Below are 23,762 nucleotides of genomic sequence, written 5' to 3' on the forward strand. Positions count from 1 at the left end.
GGCTGCCTGCAGGGCCTTCGCTAAGCTTTACTCAAGGCCCGCAGTCGTCGGGGCTCGCGAGGTGTTAGATGGTCGATGCTTGGCAGGCGGAACGGGGTGGTGGTCTTTACGAACGACTGCTGCAAAGGCTTGCCTTGGCGCTGGAGGAGGCCGACACCGCCAACCGCCTGCATGCCGAGCCGCTGCGCGAGCTGGAGCTCGATGGATTGAGTCCGGCGGAGCTGGAGCTGATCCGCGCCTATCTCAATCGCGACCTGCACTGGCTGCGCGGTTGGCACGCAGCGGCCGAGGAGTTGGCGTTGATCCAGCGCCAGCCACTGCGTAGCGCCAAGGCCGCCGGCGGCAAACCGATGGCCAGGGTCAAGCCGCTGATGAAGCGCCGTCAGGCGCTTTGCTGTGCGCTTTGTGGCACCGCGGTGAGCTGGCATCGCGGGCAGGATGCACAGGCCTGTCAGGCCTGTGGTTCGAAGTTGTTTCGTAGCGGTAAACCTCGTTAGGCTTGGGCGCCCCGGAGGTGCCTGATGCCGATTCGCTACATCCTCAAACAATTGCTGATGCCGCCAGGCGTTCTGCTCCTGCTGATTTTGCTGGGTTGGTGGCTGCGCCGCCGCTTTCCGCGAGTGGCGGTTACGTGTTTTGCCGTCGGTTTCGCTGGGCTGTGGCTGATGAGCCTGCCGGCGGTGATGCAGTGGAGCGCCGCCTGGCTCGAGCGTGAGCCGGTACTGGAGCAGACGCAGTGGCCGACGCTGGCGCAGCGTGCCGATGCCATCGTGATTCTCGGCGCCGGGCGCGAGCAGAACGATCCGGGTTGGGGTGGAACCGATCAGCCGGGGCTGATGGCCCTGGAGCGGCTGCGCTACGCCGCTCGTCTGGCGCGTGCGTCTGGCCTGCCCCTGGCAGCCACTGGTGGCCTGCATTACGGCCAGCCGCCCAGCGAAGCTGCACTGATGGCCGATACCATGAACCGGGATTACGGCCTGAACATCCGCTGGCTGGAGGAGGAAAGCCGCACCACCTGGGAGAACGCTGTGCTCAGCGCGCGGTTGTTGCAGCCGCAGGGCGTACGACGCGTGGTGCTGGTCACCCAGGCCTGGCATATGCCGCGGGCGCGCTGGTGTTTCGAGCAGGCCGGTTTCGAGGTGATCAGCGCGCCCATGGGCTACCTCAGTGCCGGCTACAGCCGGCCCCTGGGCGGTTGGCTGCCCGAGTCACGGGTGATCTGGCAGAGCAGTCAGTTGCTCAATGAGGTCATTGGCCTGCTGAGCTATCCGCTGATATATGGCGGTGATCGAGGCTGAACCTTCGCGTAGGAGCGGCTTTAGCCGCGAGCGAGGCTGGCAGAGCTTTCGCGGCTGAAGCGGTGTGCCGCCCAGCCGCTCCTACGGTTCTGTGGCTTGGCGGCTCGATCGCGCTTCAAGGCCTGTTCGGTGTCTCGCTCCGCTACTCCTATACCGTCTTGGCCATGCGGCTGGCCAGCAGCGCCCAGCCCAGCAGTAGGGCGCAGAGTATCGCCAGCGGCCAGATGCGCCACTGCAGATAGGGCGTCAGCCCCTGCATGGGCAGGACCTCACCGTACAGCACGCCGCGTTCGAACTGTGGCAGGCTGAACTGGATGCGCCCCTGTGGGTCGATCACCACGGTCATGCCGTTGTTGGTGGCGCGGATCATCCAGCGCCCTGCTTCCAGTGCACGCATCTGCGCCATCTGCAGGTGCTGCAGCGGGCCGATGGAGGTGCCGAACCAGGCGTCGTTGCTCACGGTCAGGAGGATGTCGCTATCCGCCGCCAGCGCTGCCGCGAACTCCGGATAGACCACTTCGTAACAGATGAACGGCGCGATGTGATGTCCCTTGGCCAGTAGCGGCTGTTGGTCGGCCGGGCCGCGGGCGAAGTCGGACATGGGCAGGTCGAAGAAGGCGATCAAGCCGCGCAGCAGGTCCTGCAGGGGCACGTACTCGCCGAATGGCACCAGCTTCTGCTTGAGGTAGGTGCCCTGGCCTTCGCCGAAGCTGGTGATGGCGTTGTAGTAACGAATTTCCCCGTGCTCGTTGGACTGGCGCACGGGAACGCCTGTGATCAGCGCGCTGTTGCGGTCACGGGCGAAGCGGTCCATCACGCCGATATAGCCCTGGGCCATGTCCTTGAGCACCGGGATCGCCGTTTCCGGCCAGACCAGAATGTCGACCGGCTTGGCGCTGAAGCTGAGATCGCGATAAAGCGCGAGCTGCGCGTTGAGCTGGGCCGGATCCCATTTCATGCTCTGCTCGACGTTGCCCTGCACGGCGGCGACGCTGAGGCTGTTGCCCGATGGTCGCGCCCAGTTGTGATCCTTCAGGGCCAGGCCAGCGAGCCAGGGGCTCAGCAGCAGGAGCAGGGCGCAGACGTAGCGCGGTTTGTGCGGGCGCAGGCGCTCCAGATTGACGATCAGCGCTGCCGACAGGGCAATGACGAAGGACGCCAGCCAGACCCCGCCAACCGGCACCAGACCGCTCAGCGGGCCGTCGAGCTGGCTGTAGCCGGCATACAGCCAGGGGAAGCCGGTGAGGAACCAGCCGCGAAACACTTCCTGAGCGACCCACAGCGCGGCGAACGCCAGGGCATCGGCCAGCGGCGCTTCGCTGCGACGTAGCCAGCGTGCCCAGAGGGCGGCGGTCAGGGCGAAGAGCAGGCCCAGGCCTGCGACGAAGCCCAGGGTGAGAGCACCCGCCAATGCGGGGGAGGCGGCGCCGTAGTCGTGGATGCTGACATACACCCAGCTGGTGCCAGAGGCGAACAGGCCGAAGCCATAGCTCCAGCCGCGTAGCGCTGCCTGGCCGGGGCGCAGATGGCGCAGGCCGAAATAGAACAGGGCAATGGACAGCACGGCCAATGGCCAGAGATCGAACGGGGCGAGCGCCAGGGTGGTCAGTGCGCCTGCGCCGCAGGCGAGCAGGTGGCCGGGCCAGCCCGGACGAGTGATCCATTGCAGCATGGGTTGATCCTTGGAATCAGGGTGGCGCAAGGGTAGGGGCAGGCAGTGGCAGGCGGCAAGTCGTAGCCGGATGCAATCCGGGGAGGCGCGCTCGCCATCCCCGGATACCAGCTGTCAGCGGCTGACCGGGGTCAGGCGCAGCAGGTGGATGCGGCGGCTGTCGGCATTGAGCACGCGGAAGCGGAACTCGCCGATCTCGGTGACTTCGTTGCGCTTGGGCAGGTGGCCGAAGGCATTCATCACCAGACCGCCGACGGTGTCGTACTCGTCGTCGGAGAACTCGCTGTCGAAGGTCTCGTTGAAGCTGTCGATGGGCGTCAGCGCCTTGATCAGGTAGTCGCCGGAGGGCAGCGGCTTGATGTAGCCGTCTTCCTCGACATCGTGCTCGTCCTCGATGTCGCCGACGATCTGTTCGAGCACGTCTTCGATGGTCACCAGGCCGGCAACGCCGCCGTATTCGTCGATGACCACGGCCATGTGGTTGTGGTTGGCGCGAAACTCGCGCAGCAGCACGTTGAGGCGCTTGGATTCGGGCACGAAAGTGGCCGGGCGCAGCAGATCCTTGATGTTGAAGTTGGGCTGTTCGCCCTGCAGGATCAGCGGCAGCAGATCCTTGGCCAGGAGAATGCCGATGACGTCGTCGAGGCTCTCGCCGACCACCGGGTAACGCGAGTGGGCGGCGTCGATGATGGCGGGCAGGAATTCGCGGGGCGTCTGGGTGGCCTTGATGCTGATCATCTGCGAGCGCGGGACCATGATGTCGCGAACCTGCAGGTCGGCGACCTGAATGGCGCCTTCGACAATGGCCAGCGCTTCGCTGTCGAGCAGTTTGTTCTGGTGGGCTTCGCGCAGGACTTCCAGCAGTTCCTGGCGGTTCCTTGGTTCATGAGCAAAAGCCTGGGTCAGCTTGTTGAACCAGGACTTCTGCTCGTTGCTCGATCGGTCTTCGCTCATGGCGTTTTACTCGGGGTCCTTATCAATAGGAGATTCGTCGTCCGCATAAGGGTCGGGGTGACCCAGTTCGGCGAGCAATTGTCGTTCCAGTTCTTCCATCTCGAGGGCTTCGTCTTCCTCGATATGGTCATAGCCCAGCAGGTGCAGGCAGCCGTGGATCACCAGGTGGGCCCAGTGCGCGTGCAGGGCCTTGCCTTGCTCGGCCGCCTCGCGCTCGACCACCGGCACGCAGATCACCAGATCGCCCAGCAGCGGGATGTCGAGAATCCCATCGGGAATCTCGGCAGGGAAGGACAATACGTTGGTGGCGTAGTCCTTGTGCCGCCAGGTGTGGTTCAGCTCGCGGCCTTCGGCCTCGTCGACCAGGCGAATGGTCAGCTCCGAATCGGCGGTGCGCTGGCGCAAGGCCAGTTCGCACCAGCGGCGCAGTTGCGCCTCGTCCGGGTGCTGGCCGTCGCTGGCCAGTTGCAGATCCAGTTCAAGCATCGTGGCTGTCGCCCTTGCCGTTCAGGCGTGCGTCGTGGCGTTCGTAGGCTTCGACGATGCGCTGCACCAATGGGTGGCGCACGACGTCCTTGGGCTTGAAATGGGTGAAGCTGATGCCAGGCACGTCACGCAGTACCTCAATTACGTGCGCCAGGCCGCTCTTGGTGCCGCGCGGCAGGTCGACCTGGGTGATATCGCCGGTGATCACGGCGGTGGAGCCGAAACCGATACGGGTGAGGAACATCTTCATCTGCTCGACGGTGGTGTTCTGACTCTCGTCGAGAATGATGAAGCTGTTGTTAAGCGTGCGCCCGCGCATGTAGGCCAGCGGCGCAATCTCGATGACTTGCTTCTCGATCAGTTTGGCCACGTACTCGAAGCCGAGCATCTCGTACAGCGCGTCGTACAGTGGGCGCAGGTAGGGGTCGATCTTCTGTGCCAGGTCGCCGGGCAGGAAGCCGAGCTTCTCGCCGGCCTCCACCGCCGGGCGCACCAGCAGAATGCGGCGTACCTGCTCGCGCTCCAGCGCGTCCACCGCGCAGGCCACGGCCAGGTAGGTCTTGCCGGTACCGGCGGGGCCGATGCCGAAGTTGATGTCGTTGTCGAGGATCGCCTTGACGTAGCGCTGCTGGTTGGCGCCGCGCGGCTTGATCACGCCCTTCTTGGTGCGCAGGGTCACCTGAGGCAGGTTGCTCGGGTTGACCAGCTCTTCGACACCGGACTCCTGCAGATACAGGTGCACCAGATCGGGCGACAGCTCGGTGGCTTTGGTTTCGCGGTACAGCTTGCGCAGCAGGGTTTCGGCGGCCTGGGTCTTGTCGGCGCCGCCAAGCAGCTCGAACTGGTTGCCACGGTTGCGGATTTCCAGGCCGAGGCGCTCTTCGATCAGGCGCAGATGCTCGTCGAACTGGCCGCAGAGGTTGGCGAAACGGCGGGCCTCGAAAGGTTCGAGGGTGAAGCGATGAGGTTCTAGAGAGGCGTTCAAGGTGATGGTGTGATCGTCACTTGTCTGGGGGTTGAAAGGCAGCATAACGCCGGGCGCCCACAACGCAAGTGGGGGCGCCCGCTACATTAGTGGAGGGTGCCGGCATCCAGCAGAGTGCCGCGCAGCGAATGCGGCAGGGCATCGTCGATGTGCACGTCGACGAACTGGCCGATCAGGCGCGGGTTGTCGCAACGGAAGTTGACGATGCGGTTCTGCTCGGTACGGCCCTGGAGCATGCCTGGGTCCTTCTTCGAATAGTCGCTGACCAGGATGCGCTGCACCGTGCCGACCATGCGTCGGCTGTTCTCGAAGCCGTTCTGGCTGATGCGGTGCTGCAGCAGAGCCAGGCGCTGCTTCTTCACTTCGTCCGGGGTGTCGTCGACCAGGTCGGCTGCCGGGGTGCCCGGACGCGAGCTGTAGATGAAGGAAAAGGAGAAGTCGAAGCCGACGTCCTCGATCAGCTTCATTGTCTGCTCGAAGTCCTTCTCGGTCTCGCCAGGGAAGCCGACGATGAAGTCCGAGCTGATCAGGATGTCCGGCACCGCCGCGCGCAGCTTGCGGATGCGCGACTTGTACTCCAGTGCGGTGTGGTTGCGCTTCATCGCCGCAAGGATGCGATCCGAGCCGGACTGCACCGGCAGGTGCAGGTATTTCACCAGCTGCGGAATCTCGGCATGGGCTGCGATGATCGCGTCGGAGAACTCCAGCGGGTGGCTGGTGGTGTAGCGGATACGCTCCACACCATCGAGGGCTGCCACGGCATGCAGCAGCTCGGCGAAGTCGGCGATATGGCCGTCCGGCGCTTCGCCACGGTAGCCGTTGACGTTCTGCCCGAGCAGGGTGATTTCCTTCACGCCCTTCTCGGTCAGGGAGGTTATTTCCATCAGCACATCGACCAGCGGGCGGCTGACTTCCTCGCCACGGGTGTAGGGCACCACGCAGAAGGTGCAGTACTTGCTGCAGCCTTCCATCACCGAGACGAAGGCGCTGGGGCCGTCGACGCGCGGCTCGGGCAGGCGGTCGAACTTCTCGATCTCGGGGAAGCTGATGTCCACCTGGGCGGTCTTGGTGGTGCGCGCCGCGTCGATCATTTCCGGCAGGCGGTGCAGGGTCTGCGGGCCGAACACCACATCGACGTAGGGCGCACGGTCGCGGATCGCTGCGCCTTCCTGGCTGGCCACGCAGCCGCCGACGCCGATCACCAGATCCGGGTTGGCCTGCTTCAGCTCGCGCCAGCGGCCGAGCTGGGAGAACACCTTGTCCTGCGCCTTCTCGCGGATCGAGCAGGTATTGAGCAGGATCACGTCGGCTTCTTCGGGTTTTTCCGTGACCTCCAGGGCCTGATGCTCGCCCAGCAGGTCGACCATGCGCGAGCTGTCGTACTCGTTCATCTGGCAACCGTGGGTTTCGATATAGAGCTTCTTGGTCATGGCACTGTCTGAGGTGGTTAAAAAATGACCGCGCATTATAGGCCTGTGCCAAAGTGGATGCTACCGCTCAGTTCCCGTAGCCCGGATTGCATCCGGGCTACGCTTGCCGGGCTGTGCTATCCTGCGCGCCCCGTTTTTCCTGACTTCGAGTCTTCATGAGCAAGCGCGATCCCATCTACAAGGTGATTTTCCTCAACCAGGGCCAGGTGTACGAGATGTATGCCAAACAGATCTATCAGAGCGATCTGTGGGGTTTTCTGGAGGTGGAGGAATTCGTCTTCGGCGAACGCAGTCAGCTGGTGGTCGACCCCAGCGAGGAGAAGCTCAAGGCGCAGTTCGAAGGTGTGGTGCGCAGCTTCGTGCCGATGCACGCGATCATCCGTATCGACGAGGTGGAGCGTCTGGGCACGGCGAAGATCAGCGAAGCCAAGGGCGGCGGCAACGTGATGCCGTTCCCCATGCCGATGCCGGACAAGTAAGCCCGGAGCCCTAGGGGCGCCGCGCGCACCCGCGTTTTTAAGGCAGTGGCGAGAAGGGCGAGCGGCCTTCGGCGGTCTGCAGTTCCAGCAGGTAGCTGCGGAAGATCTGTCCCAGCACCTGGCTGGCGATTTCCAGTTCGTCGCGACGCATCTGTGCCGAGACCAGGTCGGCACTGTCCATGGCTTCGTCCGAGCCATTGACCGACGCCATCTTCAGCACGATGTAAGCCTGCACATTGTTGGCCGGTACGCCTTCGCCCCGGAAGAACATGGTGCCCAGGCGCAGTTGCGCTTCGGCGTGCCCTTGCAGCGAGGCGCGTTCGAACCAGGTCAGGGCCTGCTTGAGGTCGCGCGGGGTACGCTTGCCGTCGTAGTAGTACTCACCCAGCTCATAGGCCGCCTGCATGCTGCCGGCGCGCGCCATTTCCTGGCAACTGGCCAGGGCGTCGGGCATCTCTTCGGGGGAGGCGTTCAGGGCACAGCTGCCGCTGGCTGGGATCAGCAGGGAGTTGCCGCCTGCGAACGCAAACAGCGGGAGGAAAAGCAACAGGCAGCCCAGGGACAGGGTGCGGCCGGTGCGGTTCATCTGGATAACGGGACCTCGGCAGTTCAGGGCGGGTGACGTGCCCGGCCGGCGCAAGGCGTGCCGGCCGTCGCATTATGGAATAAACCGGGGGCTTGTTACAAAGGCTTTACCGGGCTGTTTTTTGGCTTCCTGCTTCGCTCTACCGCCTGCATCCATGCAGTCGTCGCCGACGTTTTTCAGCGCTCTGTTAACCGGGCTGTCGCTTTGCGCTTGCCGGCAGGCTCAGCAGCAGCCAGGCCAGCAGCGGGTAGGCCGGTGCCAGTAGCAGATGGAACAGGTCGACGCGGCGCAGCGGCCCGATCATGCCCTCGCTGCCAACTGCCAGGCCAGCCAGCAGAAACAGGCCCGCCGCCACGGCAGCGATGATCGCAGGTGCACGGCGTGGCCATTGCACGGCGCCGGCAAGGAGGATCAGTACCAGCGTGGCCAGGTTCAGCGCCAGGCGGTAGTCCTCCAGATAACCCAGTTGACGGAACAGCTCGAAGAACGCGCACAGTCCGAGCAGGATGCGCCCCCAGTTCGGTCGGCTCCAGGCCCAGCCGCGGCCCAGCGCCAGGGCGGCGGCGCCGAGCAGGGGCAGGCCGAGAAAACTGCTGGCTTGCGTGAGCCACAGATGTGCGGGCTGCCAGCTTGGGTCGAAACCGTAGCGAATCACGCCGACGCTGGCGGCCGCTGCTGGCAGCAGAAAACCGAGCAGGGCGCAGAACAACGCTGGCTGATCGCCCTCGCCGTAGCGCCCGCGTGCCCGGCCGATCAGCCAGGCGCAGGCGGCGCACGCCAGTGCCAGCAAGGCATCGGTGAAGGCGGTGCTGTATTGCATCAGGCTTTTTTCAGCTCGGCGAAAGCGCGCTCGGCGGCGGCGAAGGTGATTTCCAGCTCCTTGTCACCGTGGGCGATGGAGGTGAAACCGGCCTCGAAGGCGCTTGGCGCCAGGTACACGCCGCCATCGAGCATCAGGTGGAAGAAGCGGTTGAAGCGCGCGCTGTCGCTGGCCATCACATCGGCGAAGGTGACGATGTCGTCGGCACCGCTGAAGTACAGGCCGAACATGGCCCCGGCTTGCGTGGTGACGAAGGGAACGCCTGCCGCATCGGCACGCTCCTGCAGGCCCGCGAGCATGCGCGAGGTGTAGTCGCTGAGCTCGGTGTGGAAGCCCGGGCGGCTTATCAGCTTGAGAGTGGTCAGGCCGGCGGCCATGGCCAGCGGGTTACCTGACAGGGTGCCGGCCTGGTAGACCGGGCCGAGCGGGGCGATGCGTTCCATGATCGCGCGCTTGCCGCCGAAGCAGCCCACCGGCATGCCGCCGCCGATGATCTTGCCGAAGGTGGTCAGGTCCGGAGTGACGCCGTAGTGCGCCTGGGCGCCGCCGAGGGCGACGCGGAAACCGGTCATCACTTCGTCGAAGATCAGCACCACGCCATGCTTGTCGCACTGCTCGCGCAGGCCTTCGAGGAAGCCCGGCGCTGGCGGTACGCAGTTCATGTTGCCGGCCACTGGCTCGACGATGATGCAGGCGACTTCCTGGCCGACCTGGGCCAGGCACTCGGCCACGGCGGCGATGTCGTTGAACGGCAGGGTCAGGGTGTGCTTGGCGAAGGCCGCCGGCACGCCCGCGGAGTTCGGCACGCCCTGGGTCAGCAGACCGGAGCCGGCCTTGACCAGCAGGCTGTCGGAGTGACCGTGGTAGCAGCCTTCGAACTTGATGATGCTGTCGCGGCCGGTATAGCCACGGGCCAGGCGGATGGCGCTCATGGTCGCCTCGGTGCCGGAGCTGACCATGCGTACCATTTCCATCGACGGCACCAGGCTGCAGACCAGCTCGGCCATTTCGGTTTCCAGAGCGGTCGGCGCGCCGTAGGACAGGCCGTGTTCCAGCTGGCGGCGCACCGAATCGAGTACGTCCGGGTGGCTGTGGCCGAGGATCATCGGGCCCCAGGAGCCGACGTAGTCGACGTAACGCTTGTCGTCTTCGTCGACGACATAGGCGCCAGCGGCGTGCTTGAAGAACAGCGGGGTGCCGCCGACGCTGCGGAAGGCGCGCACCGGCGAGTTGACGCCGCCGGGAATGTGTTTCTGGGCGTTGGCGAAGAGGATCTCGGAGCGGGACATGACGGGTTCTCTCTGCAAAAGGGTCAATCGAACAGCGCGGCGAAGGCGCGGGCGCGGTCTTCTACCTCGAGGGCGGAGTCCGCAGCGAACAGGGCGTGGATCACGGCGACCATGCTGGCGCCGCGGGCGATGAGGCCTGGCGCGGTGCCTAAGGTCACACCGCCGATGGCGACGATGGGCTGGGCAAAACGCGCGCGCGCTTCATCCAGCAGCTCCACGGTGGCAGCCGGGGCGCCAGGTTTGGTGTTGGAGTTGAAGAAGCGGCCGAAGGCGATATAGCTGGCGCCTTCGGCGACTGCACGTTCGGCCAGCTCCAGCTGGGCATGGCAGGTGCCGCCGATCACCGTATCGGCACCGAGGCGGGCACGGGCGGCGGCTAGCGAGCCGTCGCTTTGCCCCAGGTGCAGGCCAACGCCCAGGCGTGCGGCCAGCTCCAGGTCGTCGTTGATGATCAGCGTGGCGCCGTGGCGTTGGCACAGCTCGGCCAGGGCCTGGGCTTCATCGAAGCGGCGTGCGGCGTCGGTGGATTTGTCGCGGTATTGCAACAGGCGCGCGCCGCCGCGCAAGGCCGCTTCGGCGTAGGGCAGCAGCTTGCCGCCGGCCAGCAGCGGGGTGTCGGTGATGGCGTAGAGGCCGCGCAGGCTCATTGGCCGTAATCCAACGGCAGGCGGCGCGGCACGTACTGGCCGTGGCCGGGTTGCTCGGCGTCACGCAAGGTGCACCAGGTGTAATCGAGGGCGCTCTTCACTGCACTGACCAGTTTCTGTCCGAGGGCCAGGCGACCGGCCAGAGTGCTGGCCAGGGTGCAACCGGAGCCATGGTAGCTACCGGGCAGGCGCGCGCAGGTGAAGGTGTGACGGCTGCCGTCGCGGCAGTACAGGCGGTTGTGCACTTCGGCTTCGTCACCGTGGCCGCCAGTGATCAGCAGGTGCTCGATAAACGGCAGCAGCTTGTCGGCGCATTCGTCGGCGCTGCCTTGCGGCAACTCGGCGAGGATACGTGCTTCCGGCAGGTTCGGTGTGGCGATGGTGGATGCGGCGAACAGGCGCTCGCGCATGGCATAGCCGACGTCTTCCTTGCCCAGCGAGCCGCCGCCGCCAGCGCGCAGCACCGGGTCGCAGACCAGTGGGACGCCGGGTAGCTGGCTCATCACCTCAAGCACGGTGTCGACCATCTCCACCGAGCCAAGCATGCCCAGCTTGACGGCTGCGACGGGCATATCGGCGATCACGGCGCGGGCCTGGGCCAGTACCCAGTCACGGTCGAGTACGCGGAAATCGCTGACGTTGACGGTATCCTGCACGGTCAGGGCGGTCACCGTCGGGGCGGCGTGGCAGCCTTGGGCCAGCAGGGCTTCGATGTCGGCCTGCAAACCGGCACCACCGCTCGGGTCGTGGCCGGACATGCAGAGCACTACGGGGCGGAAGTTTGGCGTTTTCATGGTGCGCGAGCTTATCACTAACCGCCTGTCGGTCGCTGCATGCCATGGCGCTGGGCAGCCGTTGTGATTGTCGCAGGCATCGAAGCTGGCCAGTCTGGGAATGGCATCATTCCGGGCCACCACCTCGGGTTGCATCGAACGAGCGCTGTGCTCCATGCCGGAGCGCGCGCCTCGGTGCCTTCGAGCTGAAGCCGTAGCGGGGTGTCTGCCTAGCCGTACCTGGCTGCGACTATGGTCTACACACTGCTGAAACTGCCGCCTGAATCTGGAAAAGCGTCCCAACAGTCCCTAGAGTAGAGCGATTCGAATATAAGTCTGCCGTGCGTGACGGCGCCATCCGATGGGCTAATGGGGGCCTGGGCGTCGTTCGACAGGGTTTTGGAGTCGTATGTACCGGCTGCTCCTGCTCATCCTGAGCCTCGTTCTTCCCTCGCTTGTGGGCGCCGTTACCTTCGACGAACAGACGCGTGCGCTGCCGCTGGGACAGAGCATGTACGTGTTCGAGGACGTGCGTGGCGACGCCAGCATCGACGATATCGCCTCGCCGGCCGTGCAAGGCAGCTTCCGTCTGCATGACAAGCCGGTGCTCAATGCCGGCTATTCGCGCTCGGTATTCTGGCTGCGCCTGGACCTGCATTACCTGCCTCACAAGGCGCGGGGCGCGCGCAACTGGTTGCTGGAACTGGCCTATCCGCCGCTCGATCACCTGGAACTGTATCTGCCGGATGAGACGGGCGGCTTCGCCCTGGCTCAACGCACTGGCGATGCGTTGCCGTTCGACAGCCGGCAGATCCGCCAGAACAACTACCTCTTCGAGGTGAGCCTCGAGCCTAACCAGGAAAAACGCATCTACCTGCGCCTGGAAAGTCAGGGCTCGATCCAGGCGCCGCTGACCCTCTGGGCACCCAATGCCTTTCTGGAAGAGCAGCCGGGGCGCATCTACGTGCTCGGTATCATCTACGGCGTGTTGCTGGTGATGCTGTTCTATAACCTGTTCATCTTTCTCAGCGTCCGCGACACCAGTTACCTCTATTACATTCTCTATATCGCCTCGTTCGGCCTCTATCAGATCTCGGTCAACGGTGCCGGCATCGAGTATTTCTGGCCCGACAACCCCTGGTGGGCCAACGCTGCGACTCCTTTCCTGATTGGTTCGGCGGCGCTGTTCGGCTGTCAGTTCGCGCGCAGCTTCCTGCACACCTCGGAGCACAGTCCCTGGGTCGACCGCCTGTTGCTGCTGCTGATGGCCTGTGGCGCCGGGGTCATGATCCTGGCGCTGTGCCTCAGTTACGCGACGGCGCTGCGCCTGGCGACCTACCTGGCCCTGCTGTTCACCGTGGTGATCTTCGCCGCCGGCATCCTCGCCTGGCTGCGCGGCATGCGTGTGGCGCGCTACTTCATCTTCGCCTGGAGCGCCTTTCTCATCGGTGGCATCGTCAACACCCTGATGGTGCTGGGCTATCTGCCCAACGTCTTTTTCACCATGTATGCCAGCCAGATCGGTTCGGCGCTGGAAGTGGGCCTGCTGTCGCTGGCACTGGCCGATCGCATCAACGCGATGAAGGAAGAGCGCACGCGCATCCTGCAGGAAGCCGGCCGCAAGCTCGAAGCGTTGAACCAGGAACTGGCCGACAGCAACCGGTTCAAGGACGAGTTCCTTGCCACCGTCACCCACGAGTTGCGCACGCCGATGAATGGCGTGATCGGCTCGCTGGAGCTGATGCAGACGGTGAAGATGGACATCGAGCTGGAGCAGTACCAGAAGACCGCGGCGGCGTCCGCACGCGACATGATGCGTATGGTCAACGACATCCTCGCCCTGACCGAACTGCAGGCCGGCAAGCTCTACCCGCGGCGTGAGGCGTTCAGCCTGCGCGGACTGTTCGACGGCCTGCGCGCCCAGTACGCGCCGCGTGCGGAAGAGAAGGGGCTGACCTTCACCCTGGAACTGGATGACCACCTGCCCGATACCCTGGATGGCGACGCGGCCAAACTGGCTCAGGCCCTGGGTTACCTGCTGGACAACGCCATCAAGTTCACCAGCGACGGTGGCGTGGTTCTGCAGGTCGGCCGTGCCGGTAGCGTGGGCAGCAGTCTGCCGCTGAGCGTGGTGGTCAGCGACAGCGGGATCGGTTTCACCCATGAAGGCGACCTGTATCAGCGCTTTCATCAGCTCGACGGCTCCATGACCCGCAAGTATGGCGGCCTTGGCATCGGCCTGGCGATCTGTCGCCAGTTGGTCGACCTGCTCGGCGGCAGCCTCAGTCACGAGTCGCAGCCTGGCGTCGGCAGCCGCTTTCGCCTCAACGTGCCGCTGACCCTGCCGGAGCAGCAGGCGGCGCCGGCTGCGCGTCCGCCGCGCGCACCGACTGGCACGGTGCAGCGCCAGGCGCAGCAGTGCACGGTGCTGATTGTCGAGGACAACGCGATCAACCAGCTGGTAACCCGCGGCATGTTGCTCAAGCTCGGCTACCGGGTGCGCACCGCCGACAACGGTGCCGAGGCGCTGGAGCTGCTGCGCGGCGAAACCGTCGACGCCGTGCTGCTGGACTGCCAGATGCCGGTGATGGACGGCTTCGCCACCTGCCGGGCGATCCGTGCGCTGCCAGGTTGCGTCGAGTTACCGGTGCTGGCGATCACGGCGCATAGCCACAGCGGCGACCGTGAGCGCTGCCTGGCCGCAGGCATGAGCGATTACCTGGCCAAACCGGTGAAGTTCGAGGAGCTGCGCATCCTCCTGCATGAATGGGTGCTGTGCCATGCCGCTACGGTTTCCGGCGGTTCCGCGCCGGCCTGAGCGGCGGCCTGCTCCAGCTCGTCTGCTTCCCGATTCAGCGGCAGGTTTGGCCGGATAGCCTCTTTAGCCATGGTCTGAATCCTGATTCACTGCATACATGTGAATCAGGATTCAGACCATGGCTTATCGCATCACTGAAGCTCGACTCGACCGCGATCATGCGCAGCGCCAGCGCATCCTCGATTGTGCCTTGCTGCGGGTGGCCGCGGGTGGTTTCGCCGCCCTGACCATGCAGGCACTGGCCGATGATGTCGGTATCGCCACCGGCAGTCTGTACCGGCACTTTCGCAGCAAGGGCGAACTGGCCGCCGAAGTCTTCGCCGCTGCCAGCCAGCGAGAGGTCAACGCCCTGGCTGCCGCCTTTCGTGGTCCGGGGCGTGCCAGCGAGCGCCTGCGCATCGGTCTGGAACAGTTCGCCGCCCGCGCCTGGCACAGCCGCCGCCTGGCCTTCGCGCTGATCGCCGAGCCGGTCGATCCGGAGGTCGACGAGCAGCGCCTGCTCTATCGCGAAGCCTACGCCGAGCTGTTCATCGATTTGCTGGAGGAGGGCGCCGCTGCCGGCGAGTTTCGCCTCGAGCAGATCGGTCTTACGGCGGCCTGCCTGGTCGGTGCGATTGCCGAGGCGCTGGTCGGCCCCCTGTCGCCACCTGCCCGCGCCGCTCGCGAAGCGGGTAGGCCCACCCTGGAGCTGGCGCAGGTCAGCGCCAGCCTTGCCACCTTCTGCCTGCGCGCCGTCGGCGCCGAGGAGCTCACGCGATGAACCACAGCCTGAATGCCGAAACCCACGAGGTGTTCAACCAGGTGCCGAGCCTGGACGGTGCCAACCTGTATCGCCTCGACCTGCCCTTGCAGGAGTGGACTCGTCGTTACGACGGCGGCTGGGCCTACGAGCGCCTGAGCGCCTATGGCGCGCTGACCGGCGGCGCCCTGATGCAGGCCGGCTTTCTCGCCAACGAGAACAAGCCGGTGTTCAAGAGCCATGATCGTTACGGCAATCGCATTGACCTGGTGGAGTTTCACCCGGCCTATCACGAGCTGATGCGCACGGCGGTCGAGCATGGCTTGCCGTCGCTGCCCTGGACCGATCCGCGCGCCGGTGCGCATGTCGCCCGCGCCGGCCTGACCTACCTGCACAGCCAGGCCGAGGCGGCCAGCGGCTGCCCGCTGACCATGACCTTCGCTGCGGTGCCAGCCATTCGCTTGCAGCCCAACGTGGCCGAGCAATGGCTGCCGAAGATCCTCTCCACCGAGTACGACCCGCGCAACCTGCCGATGGAGCAGAAGGCCGGCGTCACCATCGGCATGGCCATGACCGAGAAGCAGGGCGGCACCGACGTGCGCGCCAACACCACCCGCGCCTATCCCATCGGCTTGGGCGGGCCGGGGCAGGGCTACGAACTGGTCGGCCACAAGTGGTTCTGCTCGGCGCCGATGTGCGACGCCTTCCTCACCCTGGCCCACACCGACAGGGGCCTGTCGTGCTTCCTGTTGCCGCGTCACCGCCCGGACGGCACGCGCAACCAGTTCTACATCCAGCGTCTGAAGAACAAACTGGGCAACTGGGCCAATGCCTCCAGCGAGGTGGAATACCGTGGCGCCTTCGCCTGGATGCTCGGCGAGGAAGGGCGTGGCGTGCCGACCATCATCGAGATGGTGGCCATGACCCGCTTCGACTGCATGGTCGGCTCCAGCAGCCTGATGCGCCAGGCACTGACCCAGGCCGCGCACCACTGCGCGCATCGCCTGGTGGGCGGCAAGCTGCTCGCCGACCAGCCGCTGATGCAGAACGTGCTGGCCGACCTGGCGCTGGAGAGCGAGGCCGCGCTGGCGCTGTGCATGCGCATGGGCCGTGCGCTCGACCACGCGCATGACGCGCAGGAAGACAAGTTCGCTCGCCTGGTCACCGCCGTGGGCAAGTACTGGATCTGCAAGCGCGCCCCGGAAATGATCTATGAGGCCAGCGAGTGCATGGGCGGCGCCGGTTACGTCGAAGAAACCATCCTGCCGCGTCTGTATCGCGAAGCGCCGGTCAACTCGATCTGGGAAGGTTCGGGCAACGTGCAGTGTCTGGACGTGCTGCGCGCGCTGTCCAAGGAGCCGGGCGTGCTCGACGCGCTGTTCGCCGAACTGGGTGATGGCCACGGCGATGCTCGCCTGAAGGCGCATATCCAGCGCTTGCAGGCCGATTTTGCCGACACCGCCGACATCCAGTACCGCGCTCGCCAACTCACCGAAGACATGGCCGTGGCGCTGCAGGCCAAGCTGCTGCTGGAGGCGGGCAACAGCGTGGTGAGCGATGCCTTTATCGCCAGCCGCCTGGAAGGGCGTGGCCGGGTCTACGGCACCTTGCCGCGTGGTGTCGACGTCGAGGCGCTGTTGGCGCGCAGTGCGCCCCACCTGGCCTGAGCGAGTGCCGAGGGCGGATTGCCTGGCGCGCTGTTTTTTAGCCGGGCAGGCGAGTAATCTTGCGGCCGATGGTTCTGCGTGCACGCCTGTGACGCGGATGAAAAGGGAACAGGGTGCGGCGAATCTCGCCAATGCCCTGGCTGCCCCCGCAACTGTAAGCGGCGAACGATGCCCTCATGCCACTGACTTCGGTCGGGAAGGCGGGCGAAGTGCCAAGCCGTGAGCCAGGAGACCTGCCATCGACAACGGGCGTTTTGCCTACCCTTCATCCGAATCGTCGCGCGGTGGGCGCGGCAAAGGAACTCGCATGCATATCGAACCGGGCGTCGTCGAAGGCGCCAAGATCCTGCTCAGCTACGCAACGGCCGTCACCGCTTTTGGCCTGACCGCCAAACTCGCCCTGGACAGCGTCCGCAACAACGGCGGCGTCGCCGCCCTGGCGCTGCGCAGCCTGCTGACCACCGCTCTGGTGTTCTGCTTCTTCGAGGTGTTTCCGCATCATGCGGTGGGCGTTTCCGAGGTGCACCTGATCCTCGGCTCCACGCTGCTGCTGCTGTTCGGCGCCGGTGCCACGGCCATCGGCCTGGCTGCGGGGCTGTTGCTGCAGGGCTTGCTGTTCGCCCAGTTCGACCTGCCGCAGTACGGCATGAACGTCACCACGCTGTTGATCCCGCTGTGGGGCATCAGCCTGCTGGCCAAGCGCATCGTCGCGCCGGGCACCGCCTACGTCGATCTTTCCTACAAGCAGGCGCTGGCGCTGTCGACTGCCTATCAGGGCGGCATCGTTGCCTGGGTCGCGTTCTGGGCCTTCTACGGTCACGGTTTCTCCAGCGAGAACCTGGCGGCAGTGGGCAGCTTTGGTCTGGCCTACATGAGCGTGATCCTGATCGAACCGCTGGTCGACCTGGGCGTGCTGGCCGCTGCCAAGGCCATGTCGCGTTTCAGCCTGGGGCCGCTGTTCAACGTGCGCCTGCACCAGGCGGCCTGACCCCGCCGCTCAGCGGCGGCGCTGCCAGATCATCTTGCCGGTATTGCTCTCGGTGACCAGGTACTGGTCGCTGAAGCGGTAGTAGGCGGCGGGTTGATAGTCGGCGGCGCCTGCCAGGCGCACCATCAGCATGCCGTCCTGGCTGCGCCAGTGGCCGCTGTACTGCACTTCGCCCGGGCTGTCGTAGCTCCAGTCGCTGCCGCCGCCAGCAGAGCGGCTCCACTGGGTGACGCTGCCGTCGGCGTTCAGCTGCAGGGTCATCAGGGTGTTGAACGAGGCGAAGTTGGCACCGCCGCTGTTGATGATCTTCTCGTGCACCCAGGTGCCGACCAGCGCCGGGTCCTGCGCGCCGGCAGCGGGCGGCGTCGCCGCCGTTGCTGCGGCTTCGCGTTTGAACAGCGCCTGGCGTTCCAGCACCTCGCCGTTGCGAGGGTTGCGCGCGGCAATACTGGTATTGAGCATGGCATTGGCGTAGGTGGCGTTCATGTTGGCCAGCAGCAGGCCGGACTGCGGATCGCTGATCTCTGCGCGCAACACCTGGCCGTCGTAACGCCCCCTGAGGTTCAGGCGCAGGGTGCGATTCTCCACGTACTGCCCTTCGACCTGTTCGCCCTTCTGGCGCAGGATCAGCTCGGTAGGCTGGCCATCGAGGGTGGCCCGGTAATGCCCATCGAGGTCTCCGGACCAGGCGCTGACGCATGAGGCGCTGGCCAACAGCAGAACGATTGCACGACGCATGAAGATGACCTCTGACAGTTTGATCCAAGACTAGTCGCTGCTAGTGAGGGGCGAGGGTTGTCGCGCTATGTTTTCCTCTCCGTATGCAGGCAAGATAGACACGTACGTTCAGTCAGGAATATGCACAGTGAAAGCCTGCTCAGATGATTTCATCATTGCCCACACCCCCGAAGAGGCAGTCGACCGCCTTGCCGCCCTGCACCAGGAAGCCACTGGTGCGTTGAGCCAGGCGCTCAAGCGTTACCTCAAGGAGCGTATCCGCCCGGATGCCAGCGAGCATTGCCTGTTCCGTTATCCCGAACTGCGCCTGACCTACCTGTGCCAGGGCGAGGTGCCGACCACCGTGCGCGCCTACGCCAAGGTGCAGATTCCGGGTACCTACGCGATCACCGTGACCCAGCCGGCAGCGTTTCGCAAATACCTGCTCGAGCAACTGCGCCCGCTGATGAGTGACTTCACCCTGCGTGTCGAGGTCGGCCGCAGCCAGCAGAACATTCCCTATCCCTACGTGGTCGAGGGCGGCGATGAACTGGCCGGCAGTGGCGTGACCGCCGCCGAGCTGGCGCGGGTGTTCCCCAGCACCGACCTGTCCGCCGCCACCGACGGTACCGCTGACGGCCTGTACGACTGGGAGAACATCGACCCGCTGCCGCTGGCGCTGTTCGACGCCGCGCGCACCGACTTTTCCCTCAAGCGCATCCAGCACTACACCGGCAGCGACTGGCATCACGTGCAGCCGTGGATCCTGCTGACCAACTACCACCGCTACGTCGACCAGTTCATTCGCCATGGTCTGGACATGCTGGTGGGCAACTCGCGCTTCACCCGCATGGTGCTGCCGGGCAACGTGGTGGTCGAGCGAGGCATGGCCGAAGGCGAGATGCAGGCCATCATCGAGAACGTGGTCTGGCACCGTTACCAGATGCCGGCCTACCACCTGCAGGCCGAGGACGGTCACGGCATCACCCTGGTCAATATCGGCGTCGGTCCGTCCAACGCCAAGAACATCACCGACCACCTGGCCGTGCTGCGCCCGCACTGCTGGCTGATGATCGGCCACTGCGGCGGCCTGCGTCAGTCGCAGACCATCGGCGACTACGTGCTGGCCCACGCCTACATGCGCCGTGACGGCATCCTCGACCGCGTGCTGCCGCCGAACATTCCATTGCCGGCGCTGGCCGAAGTGCAGCAAGCACTGCAGGAGGCCGCCAAGCTGGTCACCGGCGAGCAGGGCGATGAGCTGAAGAAGCGCCTGCGCACCGGCACCGTGCTGACCTACGACGACCGCAACTGGGAGCTGCGCTGGGCCCAGGAGCGACCGCTGATCAACCTGTCGCGTGCGGTGGCGGTGGACATGGAGAGCGGCACCATCGCTGCCCAGGGTTATCGCCTGCGGGTGCCCTACGGCACGCTGCTGTGCGTGTCGGACAAGCCCCTGCACAGCGAGATCAAGCTGCCCGGCGCGGCGGGCGCCTTCTACGAGCGCGCTGTGACCCAGCACCTGCACATCGGCATCGCGGCGCTGGAGCTGATGCGCAGCCAGCTGAACTCGTTGCATTCGCGCAAGTTGCGCAGCTTCGACGAGCCGCCGTTCCGCTAGGGGCTGATCCGACAGCGTGGCCTGGCGCACAGTCCGGCCACGTCTGTGCGGCGTTCGTTCACGCTCGGGTTTAAACTCGCGCCCGTCATGGACGAACGAGGCGATACGCATGGAACAGGCACGCTTGCTGCTCACGGCGTTGTGGGAACCCTTCAGCTTTTTCAGTCTTTTCCTCTACACCGGCCTGGCCCTCACGCTGGGTGCTGCGCTCGGCCTGTTGCTGGCCTTCAAGCTGCAGCGCCTGGGCTGTCTGGCGCGTAACAAGCGCTGGCACCACTTGCTGCTCAAACTCTACTTTCTGCTGCTGCCCCTGGCCGGAGGTTTTCTCGGTTTTCAGGGTGGGCTGCTGTACGGCAGCCAGCAGCAGATCAACCGCCATCTCGACAGCTATGCACCGGTGGTGCAGGAATTGGCCGATGGCATCTGGAGCGACTTCCAGGCTTACGTCGAGGCGCAGGGCCAGCAGGGTGCCCTGGCGGTTCGCGATGCCAGCGTGCAGGAGGTGCTCAACCAGCTGGCGCTGGACTACCTGCGCAGCGAGCGGCTAATGGAGGCCGAGGCGCGTGCCGAGGCCTCTACCGCCGAGCGCATCGCCTTCGACCTGTTCGACCGACTGCGCGCCAGCCTGCTGGGCAAGGCGCTGGGTGAGATGGCGGTAGAGGAAACCGCGCGCTACAGCGGGCTCAACGAAAAGGTGCTGACGCAGGTGCTGGATGCGCGTATCGAGCAGCTCTTCCACGCCGAGTTCCTCTTGGGTCTGCTCAAGCGGCAGATCGGCCATGTATTCAAACCCTTCTATATCGCGCTGCTGATCCAGCTCGGCCTGCTGCTGAGCGTGATCGCGGCGGAGTGGGGCCTGTCGCGCTGGTTGCGGCAGATACCCGCTCGCCTGCCGCCTGCCGAGTCCCTTGCCATGGCCTGAGTTCAGGCGGCCGCCGGCGCCGCGTCGCTCAGCAATTCGGCCAGCGCTGAGCGGTCGATATTGGCGCCGCTGAGCACCACGGCCACGCGCTGGCCGGCGTTGAGCTCGCGCTCCTGCAGCAGGGCGGCCAGCGCCGCTGCACCGGCGCCCTCGGCAAGATTGTGGCTGTCCTCGTGATAGCTGCGGATGGCGGCGCGGATCTCCTCGTCATCGACCCGCACGATGCGCGCGGCGCCAGCGCGGATCACGTCCAGCGCCAGTTGCTGCGGCTGGCGGCAGGCCATGCCGTCGGCCAGGGTGATGGCGCGTTCGGTTTCGATCAGGCGGCCCTGCTCGAAACTCTGTGCGTAGGCATCGGCACCGCTGGCGACCACGCCGACGATCTCGGTGTCGAGGCCAAGCAGGTCACGGGTGCGGATCATCCCGCAGATGCCTGAGCCGAGGCCGATGGGCACGTACACCCGGCGCAGATTCGGCACCGCCTCCAGCAGTTCCAGAGCATAGGTGGCGACGCCGCGCACCAGATCTTCATGCAGGGATGGCACCCAGTGCAGGCCGTCGCGGTCGGCCAGGCGCGCGGCCTCGGCACGGGCTTCGTCGAAATCGCGGCCATGCTCGATCACCTCGGCGCCGAGGGCGCGCATCGCCGCGTTCTTCTCGCGGGCGTTGCCATGTGGCACCAGGATACGGATCGCCAGCCCGGCCTGGCGTGCAGCCAGCGCCAGGCTCTGGCCGTGGTTGCCACGGGTGGCGGTGACCAGGCCGCGCACCTGTGGCTCGCGGCGTAGCAGAGCGTCGATATAGACCAGCCCGCCACGCACCTTGAAGGCGGCGGTGGGCGCGTGGTTCTCGTGCTTGACCCACAGCTCGCACCCCGTGCGCTCACTCAGCAGCGGCCAGTTCAGCTGCGGCGTGGGTGCCATATGGCGGTGAACCAGTTGTGCGCTCTGGCGCAGTTGGGCGAGGTCGAACATGACGGATGCTCCGGGTGGCGTTGACCCCGATGCTAGTGCGGCGCATTGTATGGGTAAATACTTATATTGCATGGCAAACAATGTGGCTTCCTGATCTGCACGACAGTTCCCTGCCCACTTACCTGGCACTGGTCGAGGCGATTGCCGCGGCTATCGGCCGGGGCGAGCTCAAGCCCGGTGAGCGCCTGCCGCCGCAGCGCCGTCTAGCCTGGGCGCTGGGTATCAATCCGAGCACGGTGATGCTCGCCTACCGCGAGGCGGCGCGTCGGCATCTGGTATCCGGCGAGGTCGGGCGTGGCACCTACGTGCTCGCTGGCAGCCGCGAGGCGAGCCTGTTCCGTCTCAAACAGCCGGCCACGCAGGGCGCGCTGATCGACCTGTCGACCAACGTGCCGGTGCATGACCCGGACAACCACGATCTTTCCGCCAGCCTCGCTGCGCTGGCAGCACGCGGCGAGCTGGATGCGCTGCAGGCCTACCCCTCGGCGGCGCTGGTCGAACGCGCGCACCTGGCCGGCGCCACCTGGCTGCGCCGCCGTGGCGTGCTGCTGGCGCCGGGTGGCCTGCTGCTTTGTGCCGGTGCCCAGCAGGGCGTCTCCGCTGCTTTGCTGGCGCTGTGCGAGGCGGGCGAACCGATCCTGGTGGAGCGCTACACCGCGCCGGGGATCAAGGCCGCCGCGCGCCAGTTGCGTCTGCCGCTGCACGGCGTGGCGATGGACGCGCACGGCATTCTGCCCGATGACTTCGACCGCCTGGCGCGTGCCACCGGTGCGCGTGTGGCGGTGCTCACGCCCTGTCTGCAGAACCCCACTGGCGCCAGCCTGAATGCCGAGCGCCGCGCGGCGATTGCCGAGGTGGCGCAGCGCCGCGGCTTGTGGATCATCGAAGACGACGTCTACGGCGTGCTCGGCAGCGAGGCGCCGCTGGCAGTGCAGGCGCCCGAGCGCTGTCTGCTGATCAGCAGCCTGTCCAAGAGTGTCGCGCCAGGCTTGCGCCTGGGCTTTATCGCGGGCGCGCCGCAGCTGCTCGAACGCATCGACCCCGAGGCCCAGGCCACGCGCTGGGCGGTGACGCCGCTGAGCCTGGCGCTGGCCTGCGAGTGGATCGAAAGCGGGATTGCCGATCAGCGCCTGGCCTGGCAGCTCGACGAGCTACAGCAACGCTGGCGCCTGGCCGCGCGCGTGCTCGGGCCGCGCATGCCGCAAGGCCGGGCGGTGGCGCCGCATCTGTGGCTGGACGTTGCGGCGCCGGCCGGCCTGGCCGAGGCCTGTCGGCAAAATGGCGTGGAGGTGGTGCCGGCCGAGGTGTTCGCGGTGGAGGCCAATCCGGGCTGCGCCGTGCGCATCAGCCTTGCGGCGGCAGCCAGCCGGGTGCAGCTCAAGCAGGCGCTGGAAGGGATCGTGTCCGCTTGGCCTATTGGCTGAGCGTCATATGCAGGATGGGGAAGGGCCGTCCGCCCCCGTCCAGCCGCGAGCGCTCGGTGACCACGAAGCCCAGATGCTGGTAGAAGCCCACGGCCTGCGGGTTCTGCTCGTTGACGTCGACGCGGGTGGCGCCCAGTTCGTCGATGGCATGGCGCATCAGCCGCTTGCCTACGCCCTGGCCATGGCAGGCCGGGTCGACGAAGAGCATTTCCACCCTGTTCTCTGCGCAACCGAGAAAACCCAGTATCCGTCCCGCTTCGTCTCGCGCGCAGGTCAGTTGCACGGCCGGGAAATACTGCTCACGCAGCAACGGCTTGATCACCTGCAGGTCGCTTTCCGGCAGGAAGTGGTGAGTGGCGCGCACGGCGGCCTCCCAGATTTCCACCAGGGTGGGCAGGTCGGCTGCAGTGGGGGTGTCGAGCATCATTGGCATGCTGGCAGGTATCAAGGGAGAGCAGGGCGCAGAGCATGCC

At 65.8% G+C, this 23,762-nt stretch carries 23 protein-coding genes and 1 riboswitch; of the genes, 10 read left to right on the top strand and 13 right to left on the bottom strand.

Translation table 11 applies throughout. The features are described 5' to 3' along the window. Positions 1–68: 68 nt before the first annotated feature. Together PCLY_RS17205 and PCLY_RS17210 are read left to right on the top strand one after the other, a co-directional pair. The gene (locus tag PCLY_RS17205; protein WP_061240842.1) at positions 69–497 is read left to right on the top strand and encodes a hypothetical protein; all 429 of its coding nucleotides are present in this window, start codon (positions 69–71) and stop codon (positions 495–497) included. A 24-nt stretch (positions 498–521) separates the two neighbouring features. Beyond that, complete coding sequence (locus PCLY_RS17210) at positions 522–1,298, top strand: YdcF family protein (RefSeq protein WP_061240843.1); 777 nt, start codon at positions 522–524, stop codon at positions 1,296–1,298. Positions 1,299–1,446: 148 nt separating this feature from the next. Here PCLY_RS17210 and lnt read toward each other — a convergent pair whose 3' ends face one another. The 5 genes from lnt to miaB all read right to left on the bottom strand — a co-directional run bounded on the left by lnt (position 1,447) and on the right by miaB (position 6,825). Then, positions 1,447–2,970 (bottom strand): apolipoprotein N-acyltransferase, encoded by a 1,524-nt coding sequence (lnt, locus tag PCLY_RS17215; RefSeq protein ID WP_061240844.1) that lies wholly within the window; start codon positions 2,968–2,970, stop codon positions 1,447–1,449. A 114-nt stretch (positions 2,971–3,084) separates the two neighbouring features. Then, positions 3,085–3,924 carry an HlyC/CorC family transporter gene (locus PCLY_RS17220; RefSeq protein ID WP_061240845.1) on the bottom strand — a complete coding sequence of 280 codons (840 nt, stop codon included), beginning with the start codon at positions 3,922–3,924 and terminating at the stop codon, positions 3,085–3,087. 6 nt (positions 3,925–3,930) lie between these two features. After that, positions 3,931–4,410 (bottom strand): rRNA maturation RNase YbeY, encoded by a 480-nt coding sequence (ybeY, locus tag PCLY_RS17225; RefSeq protein WP_061240846.1) that lies wholly within the window; start codon positions 4,408–4,410, stop codon positions 3,931–3,933. Continuing rightward, positions 4,403–5,395 carry a PhoH family protein gene (locus PCLY_RS17230; RefSeq protein WP_061241599.1) on the bottom strand — a complete coding sequence of 331 codons (993 nt, stop codon included), beginning with the start codon at positions 5,393–5,395 and terminating at the stop codon, positions 4,403–4,405. Before PCLY_RS17230 ends, ybeY begins: the two co-directional genes overlap by 8 nt. 86 nt (positions 5,396–5,481) lie before the next feature. Then, the gene (gene miaB / locus PCLY_RS17235) at positions 5,482–6,825 is read right to left on the bottom strand and encodes a tRNA (N6-isopentenyl adenosine(37)-C2)-methylthiotransferase MiaB (RefSeq protein ID WP_061240847.1); all 1,344 of its coding nucleotides are present in this window, start codon (positions 6,823–6,825) and stop codon (positions 5,482–5,484) included. A 155-nt stretch (positions 6,826–6,980) separates the two neighbouring features. Between miaB and PCLY_RS17240 the strand changes: the two genes are divergently transcribed. Beyond that, positions 6,981–7,304: a DUF1820 family protein gene (locus tag PCLY_RS17240; protein ID WP_013717157.1), complete on the top strand. Its 324-nt coding sequence runs from the start codon at positions 6,981–6,983 to the stop codon at positions 7,302–7,304. Positions 7,305–7,341: 37 nt separating this feature from the next. On the opposite strand, the gene PCLY_RS17245 is transcribed toward PCLY_RS17240, so the two are convergent. The 5 genes from PCLY_RS17245 to PCLY_RS17265 form a co-directional block, all read right to left on the bottom strand. After that, complete coding sequence (locus tag PCLY_RS17245; protein WP_061240848.1) at positions 7,342–7,890, bottom strand: tetratricopeptide repeat protein; 549 nt, start codon at positions 7,888–7,890, stop codon at positions 7,342–7,344. 187 nt (positions 7,891–8,077) lie between these two features. Next, positions 8,078–8,710 (bottom strand): DUF6962 family protein, encoded by a 633-nt coding sequence (locus PCLY_RS17250; RefSeq protein ID WP_061240849.1) that lies wholly within the window; start codon positions 8,708–8,710, stop codon positions 8,078–8,080. Next, entirely contained in the window at positions 8,710–9,999 is a 1,290-nt protein-coding gene (gene hemL / locus PCLY_RS17255) for a glutamate-1-semialdehyde 2,1-aminomutase (RefSeq protein WP_061240850.1), read from the bottom strand. Before hemL ends, PCLY_RS17250 begins: the two co-directional genes overlap by 1 nt. Positions 10,000–10,022: 23 nt before the next feature. Then, the gene (thiE, locus tag PCLY_RS17260) at positions 10,023–10,646 is read right to left on the bottom strand and encodes a thiamine phosphate synthase (RefSeq protein WP_061240851.1); all 624 of its coding nucleotides are present in this window, start codon (positions 10,644–10,646) and stop codon (positions 10,023–10,025) included. After that, positions 10,643–11,440 carry a hydroxymethylpyrimidine/phosphomethylpyrimidine kinase gene (locus PCLY_RS17265; protein ID WP_061241601.1) on the bottom strand — a complete coding sequence of 266 codons (798 nt, stop codon included), beginning with the start codon at positions 11,438–11,440 and terminating at the stop codon, positions 10,643–10,645. The genes thiE and PCLY_RS17265 overlap by 4 nt, the downstream gene beginning before the upstream one ends. A 388-nt stretch (positions 11,441–11,828) precedes the next feature. Here PCLY_RS17265 and PCLY_RS17270 point away from each other — a divergent pair, with 388 nt between their 5' ends. The 4 genes from PCLY_RS17270 to PCLY_RS17285 all read left to right on the top strand — a co-directional run bounded on the left by PCLY_RS17270 (position 11,829) and on the right by PCLY_RS17285 (position 17,631). After that, positions 11,829–14,237, top strand: a complete 2,409-nt coding sequence (locus PCLY_RS17270; protein ID WP_061240852.1) for a hybrid sensor histidine kinase/response regulator — start codon at positions 11,829–11,831, stop codon at positions 14,235–14,237. 118 nt (positions 14,238–14,355) lie between these two features. Beyond that, positions 14,356–14,997: a TetR/AcrR family transcriptional regulator gene (locus PCLY_RS17275; RefSeq protein ID WP_061240853.1), complete on the top strand. Its 642-nt coding sequence runs from the start codon at positions 14,356–14,358 to the stop codon at positions 14,995–14,997. Beyond that, positions 14,994–16,643 carry an acyl-CoA dehydrogenase family protein gene (locus tag PCLY_RS17280; protein ID WP_061240854.1) on the top strand — a complete coding sequence of 550 codons (1,650 nt, stop codon included), beginning with the start codon at positions 14,994–14,996 and terminating at the stop codon, positions 16,641–16,643. Before PCLY_RS17275 ends, PCLY_RS17280 begins: the two co-directional genes overlap by 4 nt. Positions 16,644–16,695: 52 nt before the next feature. Continuing rightward, positions 16,696–16,898, top strand: a riboswitch (cobalamin riboswitch). Positions 16,899–16,950: 52 nt separating this feature from the next. Further along, positions 16,951–17,631: an energy-coupling factor ABC transporter permease gene (locus PCLY_RS17285; protein ID WP_061240855.1), complete on the top strand. Its 681-nt coding sequence runs from the start codon at positions 16,951–16,953 to the stop codon at positions 17,629–17,631. A gap of 9 nt (positions 17,632–17,640) precedes the next feature. Here the strand turns inward: PCLY_RS17285 and PCLY_RS17290 are convergent, their stop codons facing one another. Beyond that, on the bottom strand, positions 17,641–18,369 hold the full coding sequence (locus tag PCLY_RS17290) for a hypothetical protein (protein WP_061240856.1): 729 nt from the start codon (positions 18,367–18,369) through the stop codon (positions 17,641–17,643). 127 nt (positions 18,370–18,496) lie between these two features. Between PCLY_RS17290 and amn the strand changes: the two genes are divergently transcribed. Next, positions 18,497–19,969 carry an AMP nucleosidase gene (gene amn / locus PCLY_RS17295; RefSeq protein WP_061240857.1) on the top strand — a complete coding sequence of 491 codons (1,473 nt, stop codon included), beginning with the start codon at positions 18,497–18,499 and terminating at the stop codon, positions 19,967–19,969. A gap of 109 nt (positions 19,970–20,078) precedes the next feature. After that, complete coding sequence (locus tag PCLY_RS17300) at positions 20,079–20,891, top strand: hypothetical protein (RefSeq protein WP_061240858.1); 813 nt, start codon at positions 20,079–20,081, stop codon at positions 20,889–20,891. Positions 20,892–20,893: 2 nt separating this feature from the next. On the opposite strand, the gene PCLY_RS17305 is transcribed toward PCLY_RS17300, so the two are convergent. Then, a complete protein-coding gene (locus PCLY_RS17305) occupies positions 20,894–21,865 on the bottom strand; it encodes a threonine dehydratase (RefSeq protein ID WP_061240859.1) in 972 nt (323 codons plus the stop codon). 80 nt (positions 21,866–21,945) lie between these two features. Here PCLY_RS17305 and PCLY_RS17310 point away from each other — a divergent pair, with 80 nt between their 5' ends. After that, on the top strand, positions 21,946–23,289 hold the full coding sequence (locus PCLY_RS17310) for an aminotransferase-like domain-containing protein (RefSeq protein ID WP_061240860.1): 1,344 nt from the start codon (positions 21,946–21,948) through the stop codon (positions 23,287–23,289). Here the strand turns inward: PCLY_RS17310 and PCLY_RS17315 are convergent. Continuing rightward, positions 23,279–23,722, bottom strand: coding sequence for an acetyltransferase (locus PCLY_RS17315; protein WP_061240861.1), 444 nt, complete (start codon positions 23,720–23,722; stop codon positions 23,279–23,281). The genes PCLY_RS17310 and PCLY_RS17315 overlap by 11 nt on opposite strands. Positions 23,723–23,762: the final 40 nt, after the last annotated feature.

It is taken from the genome of Ectopseudomonas composti (assembly GCF_001567565.1).
Lineage (GTDB): Bacteria > Pseudomonadota > Gammaproteobacteria > Pseudomonadales > Pseudomonadaceae > Aquipseudomonas > Aquipseudomonas composti_A.